Source organism: Blastococcus sp. Marseille-P5729, assembly GCF_900292035.1.
GTDB lineage: Bacteria > Actinomycetota > Actinomycetes > Mycobacteriales > Antricoccaceae > Cumulibacter.
Genome location: NZ_OMPO01000001.1, coordinates 366,426 through 383,681, shown reverse-complemented (window position 1 = coordinate 383,681; position 17,256 = coordinate 366,426). Strand labels below are relative to the sequence as shown.

At 67.8% G+C, this 17,256-nt stretch carries 22 protein-coding genes and 1 riboswitch; of the genes, 14 read left to right on the top strand and 8 right to left on the bottom strand.

What is annotated here, in order from left to right:
- Window positions 1–44 precede the first annotated feature (44 nt).
- Entirely contained in the window at window positions 45–1,028 is a 984-nt protein-coding gene (locus DAA40_RS01850) for a cation diffusion facilitator family transporter (RefSeq protein ID WP_106848032.1), read from the bottom strand.
- A 107-nt stretch (window positions 1,029–1,135) separates the two neighbouring features.
- Between DAA40_RS01850 and DAA40_RS01845 the strand changes: the two genes are divergently transcribed.
- From DAA40_RS01845 to DAA40_RS01825, 5 genes are all read left to right on the top strand, one after another.
- Window positions 1,136–1,951, top strand: a complete 816-nt coding sequence (locus tag DAA40_RS01845; RefSeq protein WP_106848031.1) for a transglutaminase family protein — start codon at window positions 1,136–1,138, stop codon at window positions 1,949–1,951.
- 5 nt (window positions 1,952–1,956) lie between these two features.
- Window positions 1,957–2,271: a DUF1330 domain-containing protein gene (locus DAA40_RS01840; RefSeq protein ID WP_106848030.1), complete on the top strand. Its 315-nt coding sequence runs from the start codon at window positions 1,957–1,959 to the stop codon at window positions 2,269–2,271.
- Between the two features lie 35 nt (window positions 2,272–2,306).
- The gene (locus DAA40_RS01835) at window positions 2,307–2,798 is read left to right on the top strand and encodes an NUDIX domain-containing protein (RefSeq protein ID WP_106848029.1); all 492 of its coding nucleotides are present in this window, start codon (window positions 2,307–2,309) and stop codon (window positions 2,796–2,798) included.
- 84 nt (window positions 2,799–2,882) lie between these two features.
- Window positions 2,883–4,037 (top strand): thiolase domain-containing protein, encoded by a 1,155-nt coding sequence (locus DAA40_RS01830; RefSeq protein ID WP_106848028.1) that lies wholly within the window; start codon window positions 2,883–2,885, stop codon window positions 4,035–4,037.
- 3 nt (window positions 4,038–4,040) lie between these two features.
- Entirely contained in the window at window positions 4,041–4,448 is a 408-nt protein-coding gene (locus DAA40_RS01825; protein WP_106848027.1) for a Zn-ribbon domain-containing OB-fold protein, read from the top strand.
- 4 nt (window positions 4,449–4,452) lie between these two features.
- On the opposite strand, the gene DAA40_RS16300 is transcribed toward DAA40_RS01825, so the two are convergent.
- Together DAA40_RS16300 and DAA40_RS01815 are read right to left on the bottom strand one after the other, a co-directional pair.
- Window positions 4,453–5,202: a VOC family protein gene (locus DAA40_RS16300; protein WP_199849458.1), complete on the bottom strand. Its 750-nt coding sequence runs from the start codon at window positions 5,200–5,202 to the stop codon at window positions 4,453–4,455.
- Window positions 5,199–6,740, bottom strand: coding sequence for an Hsp70 family protein (locus DAA40_RS01815; protein ID WP_106848026.1), 1,542 nt, complete (start codon window positions 6,738–6,740; stop codon window positions 5,199–5,201). Before DAA40_RS01815 ends, DAA40_RS16300 begins: the two co-directional genes overlap by 4 nt.
- Before the next feature lie 104 nt (window positions 6,741–6,844).
- Between DAA40_RS01815 and DAA40_RS01810 the strand changes: the two genes are divergently transcribed.
- Window positions 6,845–7,903, top strand: coding sequence for a MaoC family dehydratase (locus DAA40_RS01810; RefSeq protein WP_106848025.1), 1,059 nt, complete (start codon window positions 6,845–6,847; stop codon window positions 7,901–7,903).
- A 57-nt stretch (window positions 7,904–7,960) separates the two neighbouring features.
- Here the strand turns inward: DAA40_RS01810 and DAA40_RS01805 are convergent, their stop codons facing one another.
- Complete coding sequence (locus DAA40_RS01805) at window positions 7,961–8,641, bottom strand: VOC family protein (RefSeq protein WP_106848024.1); 681 nt, start codon at window positions 8,639–8,641, stop codon at window positions 7,961–7,963.
- Between the two features lie 40 nt (window positions 8,642–8,681).
- Here DAA40_RS01805 and DAA40_RS01800 point away from each other — a divergent pair, with 40 nt between their 5' ends.
- A complete protein-coding gene (locus DAA40_RS01800) occupies window positions 8,682–9,119 on the top strand; it encodes a rhodanese-like domain-containing protein (RefSeq protein WP_106848023.1) in 438 nt (145 codons plus the stop codon).
- Here the strand turns inward: DAA40_RS01800 and rlmC are convergent.
- Window positions 9,116–10,234 carry a 23S rRNA (uracil(747)-C(5))-methyltransferase RlmC gene (gene rlmC / locus DAA40_RS01795; RefSeq protein WP_106848022.1) on the bottom strand — a complete coding sequence of 373 codons (1,119 nt, stop codon included), beginning with the start codon at window positions 10,232–10,234 and terminating at the stop codon, window positions 9,116–9,118. The genes DAA40_RS01800 and rlmC overlap by 4 nt on opposite strands.
- A 42-nt stretch (window positions 10,235–10,276) precedes the next feature.
- On the opposite strand from rlmC, the gene DAA40_RS01790 reads away from it, so the two are divergent.
- The gene (locus tag DAA40_RS01790) at window positions 10,277–10,645 is read left to right on the top strand and encodes a pyridoxamine 5'-phosphate oxidase family protein (protein ID WP_106848021.1); all 369 of its coding nucleotides are present in this window, start codon (window positions 10,277–10,279) and stop codon (window positions 10,643–10,645) included.
- A gap of 704 nt (window positions 10,646–11,349) precedes the next feature.
- Here DAA40_RS01790 and DAA40_RS01785 read toward each other — a convergent pair.
- Together DAA40_RS01785 and DAA40_RS01780 are read right to left on the bottom strand one after the other, a co-directional pair.
- Window positions 11,350–12,126, bottom strand: a complete 777-nt coding sequence (locus DAA40_RS01785) for a DUF222 domain-containing protein (RefSeq protein WP_106848020.1) — start codon at window positions 12,124–12,126, stop codon at window positions 11,350–11,352.
- A 10-nt stretch (window positions 12,127–12,136) separates the two neighbouring features.
- On the bottom strand, window positions 12,137–12,334 hold the full coding sequence (locus tag DAA40_RS01780; RefSeq protein WP_158716170.1) for a hypothetical protein: 198 nt from the start codon (window positions 12,332–12,334) through the stop codon (window positions 12,137–12,139).
- Window positions 12,335–12,485: 151 nt separating this feature from the next.
- Here DAA40_RS01780 and DAA40_RS01775 point away from each other — a divergent pair, with 151 nt between their 5' ends.
- Both DAA40_RS01775 and DAA40_RS01770 read left to right on the top strand, forming a co-directional pair.
- Window positions 12,486–12,890, top strand: a complete 405-nt coding sequence (locus DAA40_RS01775) for a cupin domain-containing protein (RefSeq protein ID WP_106848018.1) — start codon at window positions 12,486–12,488, stop codon at window positions 12,888–12,890.
- Between the two features lie 46 nt (window positions 12,891–12,936).
- Window positions 12,937–13,041, top strand: coding sequence for a DUF2200 family protein (locus DAA40_RS01770; protein WP_234356198.1), 105 nt, complete (start codon window positions 12,937–12,939; stop codon window positions 13,039–13,041).
- A gap of 32 nt (window positions 13,042–13,073) precedes the next feature.
- Here DAA40_RS01770 and DAA40_RS01765 read toward each other — a convergent pair whose 3' ends face one another.
- Window positions 13,074–14,591: a GMC family oxidoreductase gene (locus DAA40_RS01765; protein ID WP_158716169.1), complete on the bottom strand. Its 1,518-nt coding sequence runs from the start codon at window positions 14,589–14,591 to the stop codon at window positions 13,074–13,076.
- 226 nt (window positions 14,592–14,817) lie between these two features.
- Here DAA40_RS01765 and DAA40_RS01760 point away from each other — a divergent pair, with 226 nt between their 5' ends.
- The 4 genes from DAA40_RS01760 to DAA40_RS01745 all read left to right on the top strand — a co-directional run bounded on the left by DAA40_RS01760 (window position 14,818) and on the right by DAA40_RS01745 (window position 17,252).
- Window positions 14,818–15,162, top strand: a complete 345-nt coding sequence (locus DAA40_RS01760; RefSeq protein ID WP_106848015.1) for a 4a-hydroxytetrahydrobiopterin dehydratase — start codon at window positions 14,818–14,820, stop codon at window positions 15,160–15,162.
- Window positions 15,155–15,943 carry an alpha/beta fold hydrolase gene (locus DAA40_RS01755; RefSeq protein WP_234356197.1) on the top strand — a complete coding sequence of 263 codons (789 nt, stop codon included), beginning with the start codon at window positions 15,155–15,157 and terminating at the stop codon, window positions 15,941–15,943. Before DAA40_RS01760 ends, DAA40_RS01755 begins: the two co-directional genes overlap by 8 nt.
- Before the next feature lie 81 nt (window positions 15,944–16,024).
- Window positions 16,025–16,089: riboswitch (guanidine-III (ykkC-III) riboswitch) on the top strand.
- 14 nt (window positions 16,090–16,103) lie between these two features.
- Window positions 16,104–16,418 (top strand): multidrug efflux SMR transporter, encoded by a 315-nt coding sequence (locus DAA40_RS01750; protein ID WP_199849457.1) that lies wholly within the window; start codon window positions 16,104–16,106, stop codon window positions 16,416–16,418.
- A gap of 54 nt (window positions 16,419–16,472) precedes the next feature.
- A complete protein-coding gene (locus DAA40_RS01745) occupies window positions 16,473–17,252 on the top strand; it encodes a thioesterase family protein (protein ID WP_106848013.1) in 780 nt (259 codons plus the stop codon).
- Window positions 17,253–17,256: the final 4 nt, after the last annotated feature.

The window sequence follows — 17,256 nt, the reverse complement described above, 5'->3', positions numbered from 1 at the left end:
ACCCATGCTAACGAAGGCGGTGGCGAGCGTGCACCACGGGCTGTTCATGCCTCCGGAATCGCCGGCGGCTCGGAATGCCGATAACGGGTGCGCGGACCGGCGTCCTGCAGCTGGATCTCGGCTGGGTAGTCGCCGTAGGCGCGAGGATCCTCGATCGGCTCGAGGTGGCACATGACCTCGACGTCCTCGAATCTGGCCTGGACCGTCTGCTCGATCTCTTCGATCAGGTCGTGGCCCTTCCAGACCGACCACTCACCGGGTACCAGGACGTGCATCTCCACATAGCGGTGATGTCCGGCCAAGCGGGTGCGAAGCGCGTGTATGTCGACCTCGTGGCTGCGAAACGCCCGCACGATGCCGGCCAGCTCGCGGTTATCCTCCTTCGACCACGAGCTGTCCATCAGCCCGTCGGTCGACTCGGAAACCAGTTTGTAGCCGGCGACGAGGATGTTCACGCCTACGGCGAGCGCGATGACGGGGTCCAGCCACGGCCATCCGGTGAGCGCGACGAGCAGGACGCCGACGACGACGCCCGCGGAGGTCCATACGTCGGTCATCAGGTGCTGGCCGTCGGCCTTCAGCGTCTGCGAGCGGAATCGGCGTCCGGCACGGAGCAGGACGACAGCGACGACGCCGTTGACCACCGCGGCGACGATCGAGATGACCAGGCCAATGCCGACGTTGTCGATCTCCCGCGGGTTGAGCAACCGGCCGATCGCCGTGTAGACGATGAAGCCGGCGGCGATGACGATCATCATGCCCTCGACCCACGCGGAGAAGTACTCTGCCTTGCTGTGCCCAAAGTTGTGGTTCTTGTCGGCCGGCTTGGCCGCGATGTGCAGGGCGTAGAGCGCTACGACGGCCGCGACCAGGTTCACCACCGATTCCGCGGCGTCCGACAGCAGGCCGACGGAGTCGGTGAGCAGGTACGCACTGAGCTTCAGTCCGATCGTGACCAGGGCAGCGGCGATCGACAGCCAGGCGTAGCGGGTCAGATTCCTGGGCCGGGTTTGATGTGGGTTGGTCATGGGCACGACAACCATTATCGCCCGGGCGGGCGCTTCCGTCTGTTTTCGGCTGGGAGTGCGGTAGGTGCTGCCCGGCAAGCGGTCCAGGAGGAATAGGGTCTACGACCATGCAGATCAAAGTCGGCTTTGATATTCGGCTCGGTGTGTGGGCGCCCACTCGGGTGATCCACCTGTTGCGCGTGCACCCCTCGCGTCGCCAGGACATCGTCGGTGCGGAGAGGATCACGGTGACCGGCGGCAAGGAGCCGGTGCAGTACGTCGACTCGTTCGGCAACCTCTGCGCGCACGTCGACGTGATGGAGCCGGTCGAGTCGCTGGTGTTCACCGGTGAGGCGGTAGTCGAGTGCTCGGACGAGCCCGATCCAGTGGTGCTCGATGCCGAGCAGCACGCGGTGACCGACCTGCCGACCGAGGCGCACCAGTTCCTGCTGCCCAGCCGGTACTGCGACTTCGACAGCGAGCTCATGCAGGCCGCGTGGGACACCTTCTCCAATGAGCCCGAGGGCTGGCGGCGGGTGCAGGCGATCAGTGACTTCGTTCATGAGCGCATCACCTTCGACTACATGAAGGCCCGGGCCAACCGCACCGCCCTCGATGGCTACCGGGAGCAGGTCGGGGTGTGCCGGGACTTCGCCCATCTATTCGTCGCCCTGTGCCGTGCCATGAACATCCCGGCGCGGTATGTCACCGGCTACCTCGGGGAGCACGGAGTCGAGCCGAGCGGGGAGCCGACGGACTTCTCGGCGTGGTCCGAGGTCTTCCTCGGAGGCAAGTGGCATACCTTCGACGCCCGGCACAACGCTCGCCGGATCGGCCGGGTGGTGATGGCGCGCGGCCGCGACGCCGCTGACGTGCCGATCACGATGTGCTTCGGGCCGAACCGGCTACACAAGTTCGAGGTCATCTCCGAGCAGATGGGATAGCAGTCATGGCCAAGGGTTATTGGATCGCTCGTGTCGAGGTCACCGATCCCGACCAGTACCAGCAGTACGTGGCGGCGAACGGCGCCGCGTTCGCGAAGTACGGCGCCCGGTTCCTGGTGCGCAGCGGCAAGTTCGAGACCGTCGAGGGACAGTCGCGCGCCCGGAACGTCGTGATCGAGTTCCCCTCGTACGAGGTCGCGCTGGAGTGCTGGCGCTCTGAGGAGTACCAGTACGCGAAGTCGCTGCGCGAGGGAGCGGGCCTTGCGGACATCATCGTGATCGAGGGGTACGACGGTCCGCAGCCGGAGCCGTCGGCCTAGTAGCCCAGGCGCTGCGGGCGGAGAGCGAGCTCAGGTTGCCGATTCCCGAGTTCATCGTCGAGCTGCGCAAGCACGTCGGGCAGGCACCGCTGTGGTTGACCGGCGTGACCGCCGTCGTCCTGCGGGAGACGAACGCCGGGCAGGAGGTACTGATGATCCGGCGGTCGGACACCGATGAGTGGGCGCCGGTCACCGGGATCGTCGAGCCCGGGCAGGAGGTGGCGGACGCCGCCGTCCGGGAGGTGCTCGAAGAGGCCTCGGTGCACGCAGTGGTCGAACGGTTGGTCTGGGTCTCGACCAGTGCACTCGTGACGCACGTCAACGGGGACCAGGCCCAGTACGTCGATCACACCTTCCGCATGCGGTGCCTGTCGGGCGAGCCGGCCCCGGGCGACGACGAGAGCACCGACGCCCGATGGTGGTCGGTCGCCACGCTGCCCGCGATGCGACCGGTGTTCGCCGAGCGCATCGCGGTGGTGCTGGCGGACGAGCCCGAATGCCGGCTCGGCCCGCTCGCGCAGGCCTGATCAAGACATCGCGCATCGATCGTTAGCAATGCTAACGTTGCCCGAACCTGTCAGACGAGCATTTGCCCACTCGAAAGGTCGGCCATGGTCGATAGCCACGCACGCATCGCGGGTGCCTATGAGCATCCGGGACGCCACCTTCCCGATACCTCTCACGCCCAGATCCATGCTGAGGCCGCCATCGGCGCCTGCGCGGACGCCGGCATCAGCCTGGGCGACGTCGACGGCTTCTTCTGCTCCGGCGACGCGCCCGGCTTCGGGGCACTCTCGTTGGCCGACTACATGGGCCTGCGACTGTCCTACATAGACGTCACCGAGATGGGTGGCAGCTCGCCGGTCGCGCAGGTCGGGCACGCGGCAGCTGCCATCGCCGCAGGGAAGTGCCAGATCGCGCTGATCACCCTCGGCGGCAAGCCGCGAACAGGTGGGGCGGTCGCCGGTGCGGCTCGACCGAACGCTCCCGAGCACTCGTTCGAGGCGGTCTACGGTCTGACGACCCCCGGCGGGTACGCACTGGCCGCCCGGCGCCACATGCACGAGTACGGCACCACTTCCGAGCAGCTCGCCGCGGTCAAGGTGGCGGCGTCGAAGCACGCGAAGCACAACCCCAACGCCTTCCTGCCGAAGGAGGTGACCATCGAGGAGGTGCTCGCCTCGCCGATGGTCAGCGATCCGCTGCACCGGCTCGACTGCTGCGTGGTGACCGATGGCGGCGGAGCCCTCATTGTCGTGAGCCCGGAGGTCGCCGCACGGCTCGATCGCCAGTCGGTCGCCGTCCTCGGGCACGGTGAGTCACCGAAGACTGCCGACAACGGACGCATCGACCTCACCTACACGGGGGCGCGCTGGTCAGGTCCGCGCGCCTTCGAGGAGGCGAAAGTGACCCACGCCGACATCGACTACGCCAGCATCTACGACTCGTTCACCATCACGGTGGTCGAGACCATCGAAGATCTGGGATTCTGCGAGAAGGGCCAGGGCGGGGCGTATGTCGCCGACGGGGCGTTGGAAGCGCCTGATGGTGCCCTGCCGTTCAACACCGACGGCGGCGGCCTGTGCAACAACCACCCGACCAACCGCGGCGGAATCACGAAGGTCATCGAGGCCGTTCGCCAGCTCCGCGGCGAGGCCCATCCCGCCGTCCAGGTGGCCGACTGCGAGATCGCCCTCGCACACGGCACCGGCGGCAACCTCGGCAACCGCATGGGATCGGCGACGCTGATCCTCGGAAGGGAGTAGACGATGAGCCAGCAGCTTCCCGTCCCGGAGGTCGTGATCAATCCGGACGCCGCGGCCTACTGGGAGGGCACCACCCGAGGCGTCGTCGTCCTGCAGCGCTGCGATGGGTGCCAGGCGGTGATCTGGCACCCGCGGGCGATCTGCCCGGTGTGCTGGACCCAGGAGCTCAGCACCTTCGAGGCGTCCGGGCGGGGCACCGTCTACAGCTGGACGCGCACCCAGAAGGGACTCGCCGAGTACCGCGACGCCGGGCCGTATGTGCTCGCGTACGTCGAGCTCGAGGAAGGGCCGCGGGTGATGACCAACCTGCTCGGCTTCGACGACGACCCGCAGGTCGGCGACGCAGTCACCGCGGTATTCGACCGGGTGAATGACGACGCGGCCCTGCTGCGCTTCCGCAAGTCCGGCTGAGCGCTCAGGAGTCGAGGCCCATCGATTTGCGTAGCTGGGCGAGCCGGTCCTGGCCCGCCTGCTTGAGCCTGCTGAACTGATCTGTCGCATCGCGTCCACGCTGCGACTCGTCATCGAGCACCTCGTTGCCCTCAGCGGTGGCTGCTCGCTGGTGGATGCGCTCCGCGACGGCGTCGAAGGTCGGTGTGCCGTCCTCGGTGTAGTAGCCGGCAGGGAGCGGAGACTGGGGCAGTGGCAGGTCGTCATCGGACGGCTCGGTTGCCGGGAGTCCGTCCGTCGCGGGCTCTTCCTGGCTCGCGGGTACGGCAGGTGCACTCGGTGTGGGAGCCGTCGCGGGTGCCGTCGGGGGCTTGGGTGAGGTGGCGGCGGCCGGCTGGATCAGCTGGACCGGGTTGCCGTCCGGGTCGGCCAGCCAGGCCGTGCGGAGGCCGCCATGCCAGTCACGGGGTAGCGCGAGCGAGGCGATGCCGACCTTGGTCAGGCGGTCATGGGCCGCGACGACGTCGTCGCACCACACCGTCAGGGCCGCGCCGTGACCGCTGAGATCGGCAGACAGTCCGAACTCGGAGACCGTCGAGTCCCGATCCGACAGCCGGAGCGTCAGGCCGTCGAGCGTGAGCTCGATCTGCTGCGCTGCGCCGTCGGCGGGATAGCGCAGCTGCTGAGTGAAGCCGAGGCGTGCGTAGAACTCCCGGAGGCGTTCGATGTCGGTGCTGAACAGCGTCAGCTGCGGTGAATGGAAGGGCGCGGTCATCGGGTCTCCCGTTGGTTGGTGGGCGTCGGCCAGCTCGCGCCGGTGAGCATGATCTCGATGCGGTGACCCGTGCTCAGGTCCAGGATGGTGGCCGAGACGAGACCTTGCTCATCGACGCGGTAGGTCTCGCGAATCCGCGGACCGCCTTCGCGACGAGCGACGGTCAGGCTGGCGAGCTCGGCGGTCTGCTGGAGGGCCGGATCGAAGGGAAAGATCACCTCGCCGTACGGGGTGAGCTCGCCGCGCGGCTGCCCGTCGGCGTCCATCCGCGAGTACTCCACGAACCGGTACCAGCCGACGTTGTGTGCCGCGTCGTACTCGCGCTCGACGACGGCACCTGGTCCGAGGGCGGTGGTGCGATCGAAGATCGGGTCGAAGTCGACCTGCTCGCCCTCGGCGGACTCGCGGAATACGCCGAAGCCACGGGAGAGCCGGTCGCTCAGCGAGAACCCGGAGGACTCATCGGCGGCGATCGCCAGGCCGATCGCGGTGGACGCCGCGGGGTAGGGGGATCGGTGCACGCGACGTCCGAAACGCTCCCGGAGCACCCGCGGGACCAGTGGCAGCGAGCTCGCACCGCCGACGAGATAGATCCCGGCCACCTCGGCGAGCGCATCGTCGGCGTCGTCGAGCCCGCCGACCAGAGGGGCCATCGCATCGATCGCCCGCTCGACCAACGGCGTCGCGCGGTCGTAGAAGTCGGCGACCTGGACGGTGACGGGTGTGCCTGCGACCTCGAGCGCGATTCGCTTCGACTGCGGGGTAAGCCGCTCCTTGGCATCGCGGCACTCGTCCAGCAGCGCCGCGCGATCCTGCGCCGACAGCTCGGCCAGGTCGACCTGGGCCGCATCCGCGGCGCATTCGGCCAGCGCGAGGTCGAAGTCGTCGCCGCCGAGGTCGTTCAGGCCGAGCGAGTCGAGCACCTCGTGTCGCTTGTCGTCGACCGCGACCAGCGAGGCATCGAAGGTGCCGCCACCGAGGTCGAAGACGATGACGCGGGTACGCCGAGAGCTCAGCGTGCGGGCCTGGCGGTGCGTGTATTCGAAGCCTGCGGCTGACGGCTCGTTCAGGACGCCGAGGACGACGAACCCGGACCGGCGAAAGGCGTCGAGGGTCAGGAACCGTTGAGCGCCGTGCGCGTGCGCGGGGACGGCAACGACGGCCTGCGGCTCGATCTGGCTGGCGAGGTCGCCGCTGATGCTGGAGTCGGTGCGCAATGCCTCCAGGAGCGCCTGCAGGAATCCGGTGAGCACGAATCCCAGTGCAAGCGCCCTGTCCCCGAAGTGGATCGGCGTGTGGGCATTCACGTCCGGTGCTGCGAGCATCCGCTTGAAGGACCGGACGACGGGCGCGCCGGACTCGGCGGCGGCCAGAGCCGCAAAGCCGAAGACGAGCTCTCCATCGCGTAAGGCGGCGACCGAGGGGAAGTGGTCATGCGTGTCACCCAGAGCGTCGGTGAAGCTCACGACCGGGTAGTTGCCCCGGTCGACGTACGACACGATCGTGCGTGTGGTTCCGAAGTCCACGCCGAGCTGCATGGCTCCAGCCTAGGTGAGGCTCGTCCGGGTCGGTGCGGCGTCCGGCACTGACTCAGCCGTTTGCGAGAATGGCGCGAGCAACCGGCTACGAAAGGCATTCAGGCGTGTCGACCAAGACTGTGCAGGGCAACTACTTCGAGGACTTCCGGGTGGGTCAGGAGCTGGTGCACGCCACTCCGCGCACGGTCACCGAGGGTGACATCGCGCTCTACACCGCGCTATACGGCTCGCGCTTCGCGGCGACGTCCGCCTCGACGTTCGCGGGGTCGATGGGCTTCGAGCGGATGCCGGTCGACAGCCTGCTGGCCTTCCACATCGTCTTCGGGAAGTCCGTTCCCGACGTCTCGCTCAACGCGGTCGCCAACCTTGGGTACGCCGCGGGCGTCTACGGCGCGGCCGTCTACCCCGGCGACACGCTGACCACGACCTCGACCGTCATCGGGCTCAAGCCCAACAGCAACGGCAAGTCCGGCAACGTCTACGTGCGATCGGTCGGCAAGAACCAGCGCGGCGAGACCGTGCTCGAGTACGTCCGCTGGGTCATGGTGCGCAGGCGTGACGAGTCGATGCAGGTCGCGGATGCCGAGATCCCCGACCTGCCGAAGGCTGTGGAAGCCTCCGCGCTCCAGGTCCCGTTCGAGGTCGACACGAAGGCGTATGACACCGCCTTGGCCGGCAGCGAGTTCCTGTGGGACGACTACGAGGTCGGCGAGCGAATCGACCACGTGGACGGCATGACGATCGAGGAGTCCGATCACATGCTCGCCACCCGCCTCTACCAGAACACCGCCAAGGTGCACTTCAACCAGCACGCGCAGGGACAGGAGAAGATCGGCCGCCGGCTGATCTACGGCGGTCACATCATCAGCCTGGCCCGCGCGCTGTCCTTCAACGGGCTGGCGAACGCGCAGTTCATCGTCGCGATCAACGGCGGCACCCACTCGAACCCCACCTTCGCCGGAGACACCGTCTACGCGTGGTCGGAGGTGCTGGAGAAGATCGAGCTGCCTGGCCGGTCGGACGTCGGCGCCCTGCGGGTGCGCACCGTCGCCACCAAGGACCAGCCGTGCGCGGAGTTCCCGTACAAGGGTGAGGACGGTAAGTACCTGCCGAACGTCGTCCTCGACTTCGACTACACCGTCGTGATGCCCCGCAAAGCATGAGGTCACCCACGTCTGCAGGGTGCTGGTTCACGTCACCACCCGGCTAGCTCGGGCAGGTCAAAGCGTGCCGCCGGTGAGGCTGGCACGCTGGCTGATCTCGATGTGATTGCCGTCCGGGTCGATCACGAAAGCCATCCGCACCGTCGTCCCGAGCACTGTGGGGGCGGTGGTCCCGACGCCCCCGCGAGCGATGATCCCGTCGTACTCGGCTTGGCAGTCGAAGACCTGGACGGTCGTGTATCGATAGCCCGGCCCGCGCCACTGGTCACCGCGATGGAAGACCTCACCCTCGTCCACGATGCGGATGAGGCTGTCGCCGCACCGGTATGCGCCGTCCCCGGCGCGCTCGAACTGCATGACGTCGGTCCAGAAGCGGTCGTGCGCCATCGGGTCGCTGACTCGCAGCAGGACGGCGATTCCCTCGACCGCGTCCGTGCCCGGCGGCACGATCTCCACGGAATTGCCGTCGGGATCGAGCAGGTGCAGTGGCTCGTCGAGGTCCTTCCTGGCGATCTGCAGGCCGACGATGCCGGACGGCGCCACGTCCGGCAGAGGGTCGCGGGCGTGGTTCATCTTCAAGATGGAGCCGTTCATGTGGTGACGATGCTGCTGCACCCCACCGCCGAGCTTGCCCACGTGGTCGTACTCCAGGCCGACCGTGCGCTGCCAGAAGTCGAGCTGCTCATCGCGTAGGTTCGAGAACAAGCCGACATCGAGATGCTGCTTGGCGAGATCCATGCGCGCAGTCTAGGACGCGCCATCGTAGAGAGGAACGGTCATGACTGAGAGCCACGAGATCAAGCCCGTGTGGGGCCAGGTCGAGAAGATCAAGGAGTCGTTGGAGAACCTCTCCGTCGACGAGACGGCGGCCGAGATCGACGCCGGTGACGACAGGCTGCTCGTCGTTGATATCCGCGAGATCCAGGAGCGGGTGGATTCCGGCGCGATTCCGGGCTCGAAGCACGTGCCCCGCGGGATGCTCGAGTTCTGGGCCGACCCGGCATCGGAGTACTACCGGGACTACTTCACGCCCGACAAGCGGATCGTGCTCTACTGCGCAGGTGGCGGGCGATCGGCCCTTGCTGCCCAGGCGCTGAAGGATATGGGCTTTCCGGATGTCGCCCATGTCGAGGAGGGGTTCACCGGTTGGGCCAAGGCCGGCCGGCCGGTCGAGGACGTCGCTTCGTCGAGCCGGTGGGTCCGTCGCGATCGCTAGCGACGCTGGAGCAGCACGAGTACCTCGTGGTGGTTCGTTTGCGGGAACATGTCGAACATGCGCGCTCGGGTAACCCGCATGGAGGGCATCCGGCTCAGATCGACCGCCAGGGACTGCGCATTGCAGGAGGAGTAGAGAACCGTCGCGACGCTGCTGGCCTCGATCCAGCCGGTCAGGTCGCCGATGCCGCGCCGTGGTGGGTTGACGACGACGAGGTCGGGAGCCTTCCGGGCGCGCGCAAACGCGACGGCATCCTGCGCAAAGAACTCAAGTCGGCCGGGTCGGTCCACCGCGCTGAGGCGTGCGCTCGCGACCGCTTCCGGCGAGGTCTCGATGCCCGTGACGCGGCGGTCAGTTGCTGCCAGGTGTAAGCCGAACCCGCCGACACCACAGTAGAGATCCCAGATATACGTACCATCTACCTCAGCGCACCACTGTTGCGCTTGCGCGTAGAGCCCTTCCGCGACCGCTGTGTTGGTCTGGAAGAACGATTGCGGGCGCAGATGGAGGGTGACTTCATCGAGGCGCATCGGTAGCGACTCGTCGTCCGTCAAGGGGATCTCGAGGTCGCCCTCCAGGACCGCCTTGTGCTCGGGCAGTATGTTCGCCGACGCGACGCGCAGCTGCGGTAGGCCACGGCGCAGATCCGGTAGGTGTTTGCGGATCCGTGAGACGGCCTCCTGGGATCGTAAGACGAATCGGACCATCAATTCACCGTCAGGGGAGTGGGTGACGAGAAGGTTCTTGAGCTCGCCGCGCCGGGTACCGAGGTGGTACGGCGCAATCGCAGCCTGTGTAACGAACTCGCCGAGCCTGGGCAGGACGGCACCCAGGCCGGCCTCGTAGAGCCCGCAGCCACGGAGATCGATGCCGGTGCCCTGACGATCCATGATTCCTAGAGTCGGCTGGCTGATCGTCCCGCCCACAGCCAGCTTGGCCTTGTTGCGGAACCCAGCCTCGCGGCTGGCGAAGGGCGGCGACCAGGCATCGTGATCTGCGACGTCGGCGAGAGCCCGCCGGACGGCGTCGTCCTTCCTCCTGAGCTGCTCGTCGTACGGCACTCCCATGAGCGTGCACGACCGGCACCGGGCGGAATCGAAGTAGTCGCACTGCATAGCCCAACCAGGGTACGGCCGTGCGAGACGTAGGCTTCGAGCATGAGCATTCCAGTGAAGATCGAGGACCTGGCCAAGGCGCTCGAAGACTTCGATACGGCATACCTGCTGTCGGTAGGCGATGGGCGCGTCAAGGTCGTGTGCGTCGTTGCCGAAGTGGACGGCGGGTCGTTGCGGATACCGACTGGCAGCAAGGGGACAGCGCGCAATCTCGAGCAGAATCCTGCAGTGACGCTGATGTGCCCGCCTCGTGAGACCAAGGGCATGACGCTGATTGTTGACGGCACGGCAGAGCCGGATGGCGAGGGCTTCCGGCTGAACCCGACGAGCGCGATACTGCACCGTCCGGCATCTCATGCCGACGGCCCGGTGGGAAGCGACAGCTGCGGCAACGATTGCCAGCACGTCTGACTTCTCGCAACAGTGGGCCGCTCAGCACGGGCTATGCGCCTCGGTGCCGGTGTCGGAAAGCGTCGATCGCGCCTGCGAGTTGCCGTTCGATGCCGGGTGGTGCCATCCTCGGGCCGGTCTGGAGCGGTGGTCACCCGGCGTCGCGATCTGCGTCGACGGTGCGGCGGTGTCGGGTCGGGCCCCAGGTGGGGCGTGGGTATTGCGGGCGGTGCGGTCAGTGCGGATCACCGTGTGCTCCCTCGACCCAACGCGCCGGTTTCCACCCGCGGGTCTTGGTTGGTTACACCGCCGGCACATTACCCGTTCAGCCGACGTGGCACCGCCTGCGGCATGGGATTGGTGGTCATCCGGATCGGCGCGCCGAACGGCAGGCCTGATCGCGACCGGGTCATGCCAGGCTCGGGAAGACGGCGGCCTGTCGACTGGCGACCTGCCCGGAAGCGGGTCGGTGAACACGCGGTGGATCCACCGCAGGCCTCTCGTCGGCGATCAACGCGATCTGGCGGGCCAGGGCGCAGGATGGCGTCACCATCGCCCTCGCAGCTCCGCACCACCCACCGGCTCCGGTGCTGCGGTTCAGCGACCGCAGGCTGGCCGGACTGGAGCTGGGGCCAGCCATCCGCCAGGGGCAGGGCAGGGAGCGGGCCGACAAGTGTCGGCGGCATCAAGCTGGATCCGACCGGGACGGTCATCATGGATCCCGGTCAGCAGAACAGCCCTACGGCTGATGCCCCACGACTGGGGATCGCCACCGCCGGCGGCACGGCGTGCGCGACCAGGGAGGCGTAGGCCGCCACGCCTTCCTTCACCGGCAACAGGCCGGTCAGGTAGACCATGGCGTCGGGTGCGGGGCGGGTGGTCACGGTGCGGTCCTTGTGCGCCATCGCGATCCGCCGCGTCACCGACTCGCCATCCACCCGCGCCGCCTCCGCCCGGGCCAGCGACGCGGCACGGCGAGCACTCGTACCCGCCGCCAGCCGCGGCGCGAGGCGCTCGTCCACGATCGCGCGGTCCTCCGGCATCAGGCACACCGTCTCCTTCGCCACCGCCAGGGCCGCATCCTCACTGACCGCGCCGCACGCTAACCGGCCCAGGGTCTGCGGCAGCTCTGTCACCAGGCCCTTGGCCACAGCCAGGTCGTTCGCGGCGCGATGCGCACTCACCCCACGGGCCAGCGCGATCTGATCGGCGATCCCCTTCCCGCGCTCGGCCCTCGGCACCCCACGCTGCTCCGCCGCGGCACGCTGGGAAGCATCGAACGCGACCTGGACGCGTGCCTCACCGGCAGCGAGCACCGCCCGCAGTTGCCGGTAGGCCTGGAGCAGGTCAATCAACCCGGCATCACTCACCCGAGCGAGCAGCCCATCGGCGTCCGCGCCGGCCAACGACCCCAGACCCTTCAGGGCAGCCCGCAGCGACTCGATCGGGCGCGTGCCGCCCGGGAGCGTGACCGCTGCTTCGCCGCCCTGCCTGAGATCCATGACACACACGCTACGGACCAGCACCGACACTTCCGCCGACACGAAAACCGATCCGGGCACATCTGTGGACAACCAGGGGTCTGTGGACAGCGGCCGCGGCGGCGTAGTCCTTGACCGTCGTGCCGCCGGTGATCTCGAAGTAGTTGCGCACGACCTGCTTCATCTCCTCGGACGAGACCTCGAGCATGTAGCCCGTAAGCTCGCGCATCTCGGTACCGATGAGCCTCACCAGAGCTCGAGTGCCCGCGCCAGGTCGGGTGCCGAGACCCGGTGTGCGCGACGTGGTGGATCGCCTCAGGCGTTCAGGCTCACCGAAGCCGCACAAGGTTTCCGGCTCAGTCTTCTGACAGAATCTGCGCATGACGACCCAGGAGTACTCGCACGATCCCGCACGGCCCTGTTCACTGTTCGCAGGCGACGATCTGACGGACGCCGATCCGACACCTGGCATGCACCGCAAGCTCGCGGCCCACTCCGAAGGAATGTGGACCGGCACGGTCGACACCGAGCCGAAGGCGGTGACCGGCTGGCATCACCATGGTGACCACGAGACGACGATCTACGTCGTGTCCGGGGAGTTCCGGCTAGAGTCCGGGCCGAACGGGGAGGACGTAGTCGAGGCCAAGGCGGGAGACTTCATCCGGGTGCCCGCGGGCGCCATTCACCGCGAATCCAACCCCGGCGACACGACCTCGCATGCCGTGATCGTGCGCTGCGGAAGCGGAGTGCCGACCGTGAACGTCGACGGTCCGGCGGCAAGCTAAGCGGGACCTGCCGGGCGCCGCTGAGAAGAAGGGCCGCGCCGGCGTCGTGTGCGGCGTACGCGGCGAGAACGTCGAAGACCCGCTCATGCAGAAGATCCGGTACCTGGACAAGCTCGTCGACGAGCTCGCCACGGGCAAGGCCGTGGAGTAGGTACTTCGCAGCTGACGCCGCGCGGGCGAGACTCAGTCGCTCGCGAGGAGTCGGTCGGCGGCGAGCCAGCCGATCGCCATGGCGGGCGCGGCCGTGCTTCCGCTGGTGTGGAAGGGGAGTATCGACAGGTCGGCCACGTAGAGTCCTGTCGTGCCACGCACCCGCAGCTGCGGATCTGCAGGGCACTGGTCGTGGGGTCCCAGGGCCACCGAGCCGACCGCGTGGTAGATCGACGAACCGTGGCCCGCGCGGTGGATGACGCCGGAGCTACGGGTGGCATCTGTGACATCGACGAGTGCCGGCGCTCGCGCGATCGTCCGCAGTGACGCGCTGAGGGCGCGCTGGGCTGCGACGTCCTCGGGCGTCTCCTCGTAGCGCGCCGCGATCCTCGGTGGTCCGGTCGGGTCATCGGCGTTGATATGGATGCTGCTCGCCGTAGTCGGCCGGATCGGATAACCCACGAGCAGTACACCGGGGGCACGATCGGGCCGCAGCGCCCCGCCACGGTCGAGCGCGAAGGGCACCGCCATGACCTGCAGCTCCACCGGCCCGCCGTGCCCGCCGCTAGGCAACAGTCCGGTGACGTCGTACGCCGGCCTGGCCAGCGCACCCGTGCGCGCGACGGCATAGCGCACCGTCTCCCGCACGATCCCGGTTGGAGTGGACAACTCCCGCGACCCCGCGACACCGTGACGGAGGTAGAGCTGCAAGGACTGTCCCCGTTGCTCGCGAACCCCTTCGCCGACCCGAGGGCTCTCGACGCGTACGTCGATCCCGGCGCGCCGGAGCAGATCTGGTTGTCCAATGCCGGAGCGCTCAAGCAGCAAGGGGGTCTCGATCGTGCCCGCGCTCAGCACGACACGTCCGGCGAGGATGTCGCCCGTGGACTGACCGCGCCGGGCGCGTACGCCGACCACCTGCTTTCCTTGCCATAGCAGGGATTGCGCCTCCACGCCCGTGAGTACATGCAGATTCGGCCGATTGGCCACCGGAGCAACGAAAGCCTGCTCGGCGCTCCGGCGTACACCACTGAGTATGGTCCCGGGGGTGGCTCCGGCCCTTGCTCCGACCGCGCCATTGAGGTCTGGCACGCGGAGCGCCCCACGAGCGGACATGGCGTCGACTATCCGCTCGCTCAACGGATTCAGCGGTGCGGTTGTCGGGTGCAGGTACCGGCGCTCGAGATCGTCGAATGCGGACCGGAATGCTGTCCAGCCCCACCCGTCCTCGGTTGTGGCCTCCAGCTCGTCGTACGCCGACGGCTCGCCGCGCAGGTACATCATCCCGTTGATGACGGTCGACCCGCCGAGCCCGATTCCACGCACCCAGTACTCGGGCTGTCCGGTGCCGACAATGGGAAGTGTCGGGTAGCTGGTCATTCTCGGCGAGCGCAGCGCGAGTGGAAAGGCCCGTGGCACGAGGGTGGCCGGAGACGAGCTGCGGGGGCCGCGCTCGAGCAGCAGCACGCGCACCGAGGGGTCTTCACTCAGCCTGTTGGCGAGTGCGCATCCGGACGCGCCGGCGCCGACGACCAGGAAGTCGGGTTGCACGGCACTCTCCTCTCCCCACCGGACGCGGTCAGCACTGCGCGCATGAGCCGCTCGCGCGCTGCACAGGTAGACGACGTCCACCGGTTCGCCTCGGCCATGCCGCACGTTACTAGGCGAGCGGTCCGACGACGTGCGCGCGCCTGGCTCGACGGCCGCGCGATCCGGTAAGGAGCTTCGTGATCGGGCTCGCCGTGCGGGAGCTCCCGGGTGCTGCGACGATGGGCGTATGGGAAAGCTGACCTCCGATCAGATCAAGGACGCCGCGCTCGAAGGCTGGAGCGGCGGCCCCGCGGGTATCTACGCCGGCTACGCGACCGGCGACTTCAACGCGGGTGCCCGCTTTGTCAGCGCGATCGCCGAAGCTGCAGACCAGGCTGACCATCACCCCGACGTCCTGCTGACCTATCCGTCGGTTCAGATCCGGCTCGTGAGCCACGATGTCGGCGCAGTGACCGAGCGCGACGTCCGACTCGCGAGCACGATTCATCAGATCGCCACCACGCAAGGGATTGACCCAGCCGCAGACACTGACGACGTCAAGCGCCTTTACGGTACGGGCTCGGATGACTGACCCGTCCTCCGTCGCCACCACGGTGATCGACGGCGACGGAGAGCCCGTCCTGTTTCTGCACGGGCTGTTCGGCCAGGGCAAGAACTTCACGTCGATCGCCAAGGCGCTCGCTCCACGCCACCGGTCCGTCCTCGTCGACCTGCCCAATCACGGCGCCTCGCAGTGGACCGAGCACGTGGATTACGGGCAGATGGCCGAGGCGGTGGCCGGCGTCATTCGTGAGCAGGCCGATGGGCGCGCTGCGGTCGTCGGACACTCGATGGGCGGGAAGGTGGCAATGGTGCTCGCGCTGCGCCATCCCGACCTGGTCGAACGGCTCGCAGTCGTGGACATCTCCCCGGTGGTCTCGGCCGAGAGCTCGGAGTTCGAGCATCTGCTCGACAGCCTCCTTGCTCTTGACCTCAGCACGCTGGCGTCGCGCAGTCAGGCCGACAATCAACTCACCGACCGCATCCGGTCGCGCACAGTCCGCGGATTCCTGCTGCAGAACCTCACCCACCGCGAGGGTCGGTGGGAATGGAAGGCCAACCTCGACCTGCTCCGTGCGGAGCTCGGCAGCATCGGCAGCTTCCCCGACGGGCTCGATAAGCACCCGTACGACGGTCCCGTGCTCTGGGTGGCCGGTGCGAACTCCGACTACGTCCGCGACGAGTACGCCGATACGATGCGCGAGCTGTTTCCGTTGGTACGCAAGGTGGTCGTGAAGGACGCCGGCCACTGGGTCCACTCGGAGCAGGCGCAGGTCTTCACCGAGATCATCCGCCGCTTCCTCGACAGCTGAGCAGGATCAGCGTCGTGAGCAGCGCTGGTGGTGTTGCTCACCGGAGACCACCGTGGCCTGGCCCGGTGTGAGAGCCTGGTAGACGAACTCCACCCGAGTTCCCGGACGAGGGGTGCCGTACCCGGCGAGCGACAAGACGGCCCGGGGGAGTGACCCACTCATGGCATGGACCATTCTCATTCTGTCCGGCGTGCTCGAGGCCGTATGGGCGACGGCGCTGGGAAAATCGGAGAACTTCAGCCGGCTGGGCCCGACGGTCGTCTTCTTCGTGGCCGTCATCATCAGCATGGCTGGCCTGGCCTACGCGATGCGCGACCTGCCCACCGGCACGGCCTACGCCGTATGGGTCGCCATCGGGGCCGTCGGTACCGTCGCCTACGCCATGGCGACCGGCACCGAGCCGATATCCCTGGTGAAGGTCCTGCTGCTCGTCGGCATCATCGGCTGCGTCGTCGGGCTCAAGCTCGCCCACTGAGGCCAATCCCCGCTGCCGATCGTTAGGATCGGCAAAGAAAGGGAGGTGGGCGGGATGCCGCAGGCGTACTTCACCTCCGTGGGCGCGGGCCGCTACCGCGCGTCCGAGCACACGAGCGGTGCCTGGGATCCACGTGAGCAGCACATCAGCCCCGCGCTCGGCCTGATGATTCATGAGGTAGAGCGGGACCGGGACCGCCGCAGGGACGATCAACTGATGATCAGCCGGCTGTCGTACGACATCCTCGGCACTGTCCCGGTAGGCGAGGTGACAATCGAGGTGCGGGTGATCCGTGCCGGGCGCACCATCGAGCTCGTCGAGGCGGTCCTGAGCCACGAAGGGCGTTCCGCTGTCCTGCTGCGCGCGTGGCTGCTGCAGCGACAGGACACCGCCCGGGTCGAGGGCACCCCGCTGCCGCGGATTCCCGACCGCCATCAGCTTCAACCCTGGAGCCCGACCGAGGTCTGGCCCGGCGGGTTCATCGCCTCTGCCGACGCCCACCGACAGCAGCATGAGCCCGGACAGGCCGCCTTCTGGGTGCGCCCCAGAGTTGAGCTGATCGAGGGGGAGCAGGTCAGCGGGATCGCGCGGGCGGCCGGCCTGATCGACATCGCCAACGGCATGACGGTCCGGCAGAGCCCACAGGACGTTGCCTTCCCGAACGTCGACCTGACGGCGCATTTCTTCGCCGAGCCACGTGGCGACTGGCTCGGTTTCGACACCGCCGTCAGCTTCGGCGCGGACGGCGTCGGCCTCACCCACAGCATCCTGCACGACGAGACCGGCCCGATCGGGTCGATGTCCCAGATCCTGACCGTTCGACCGAAGGGATAGCGCA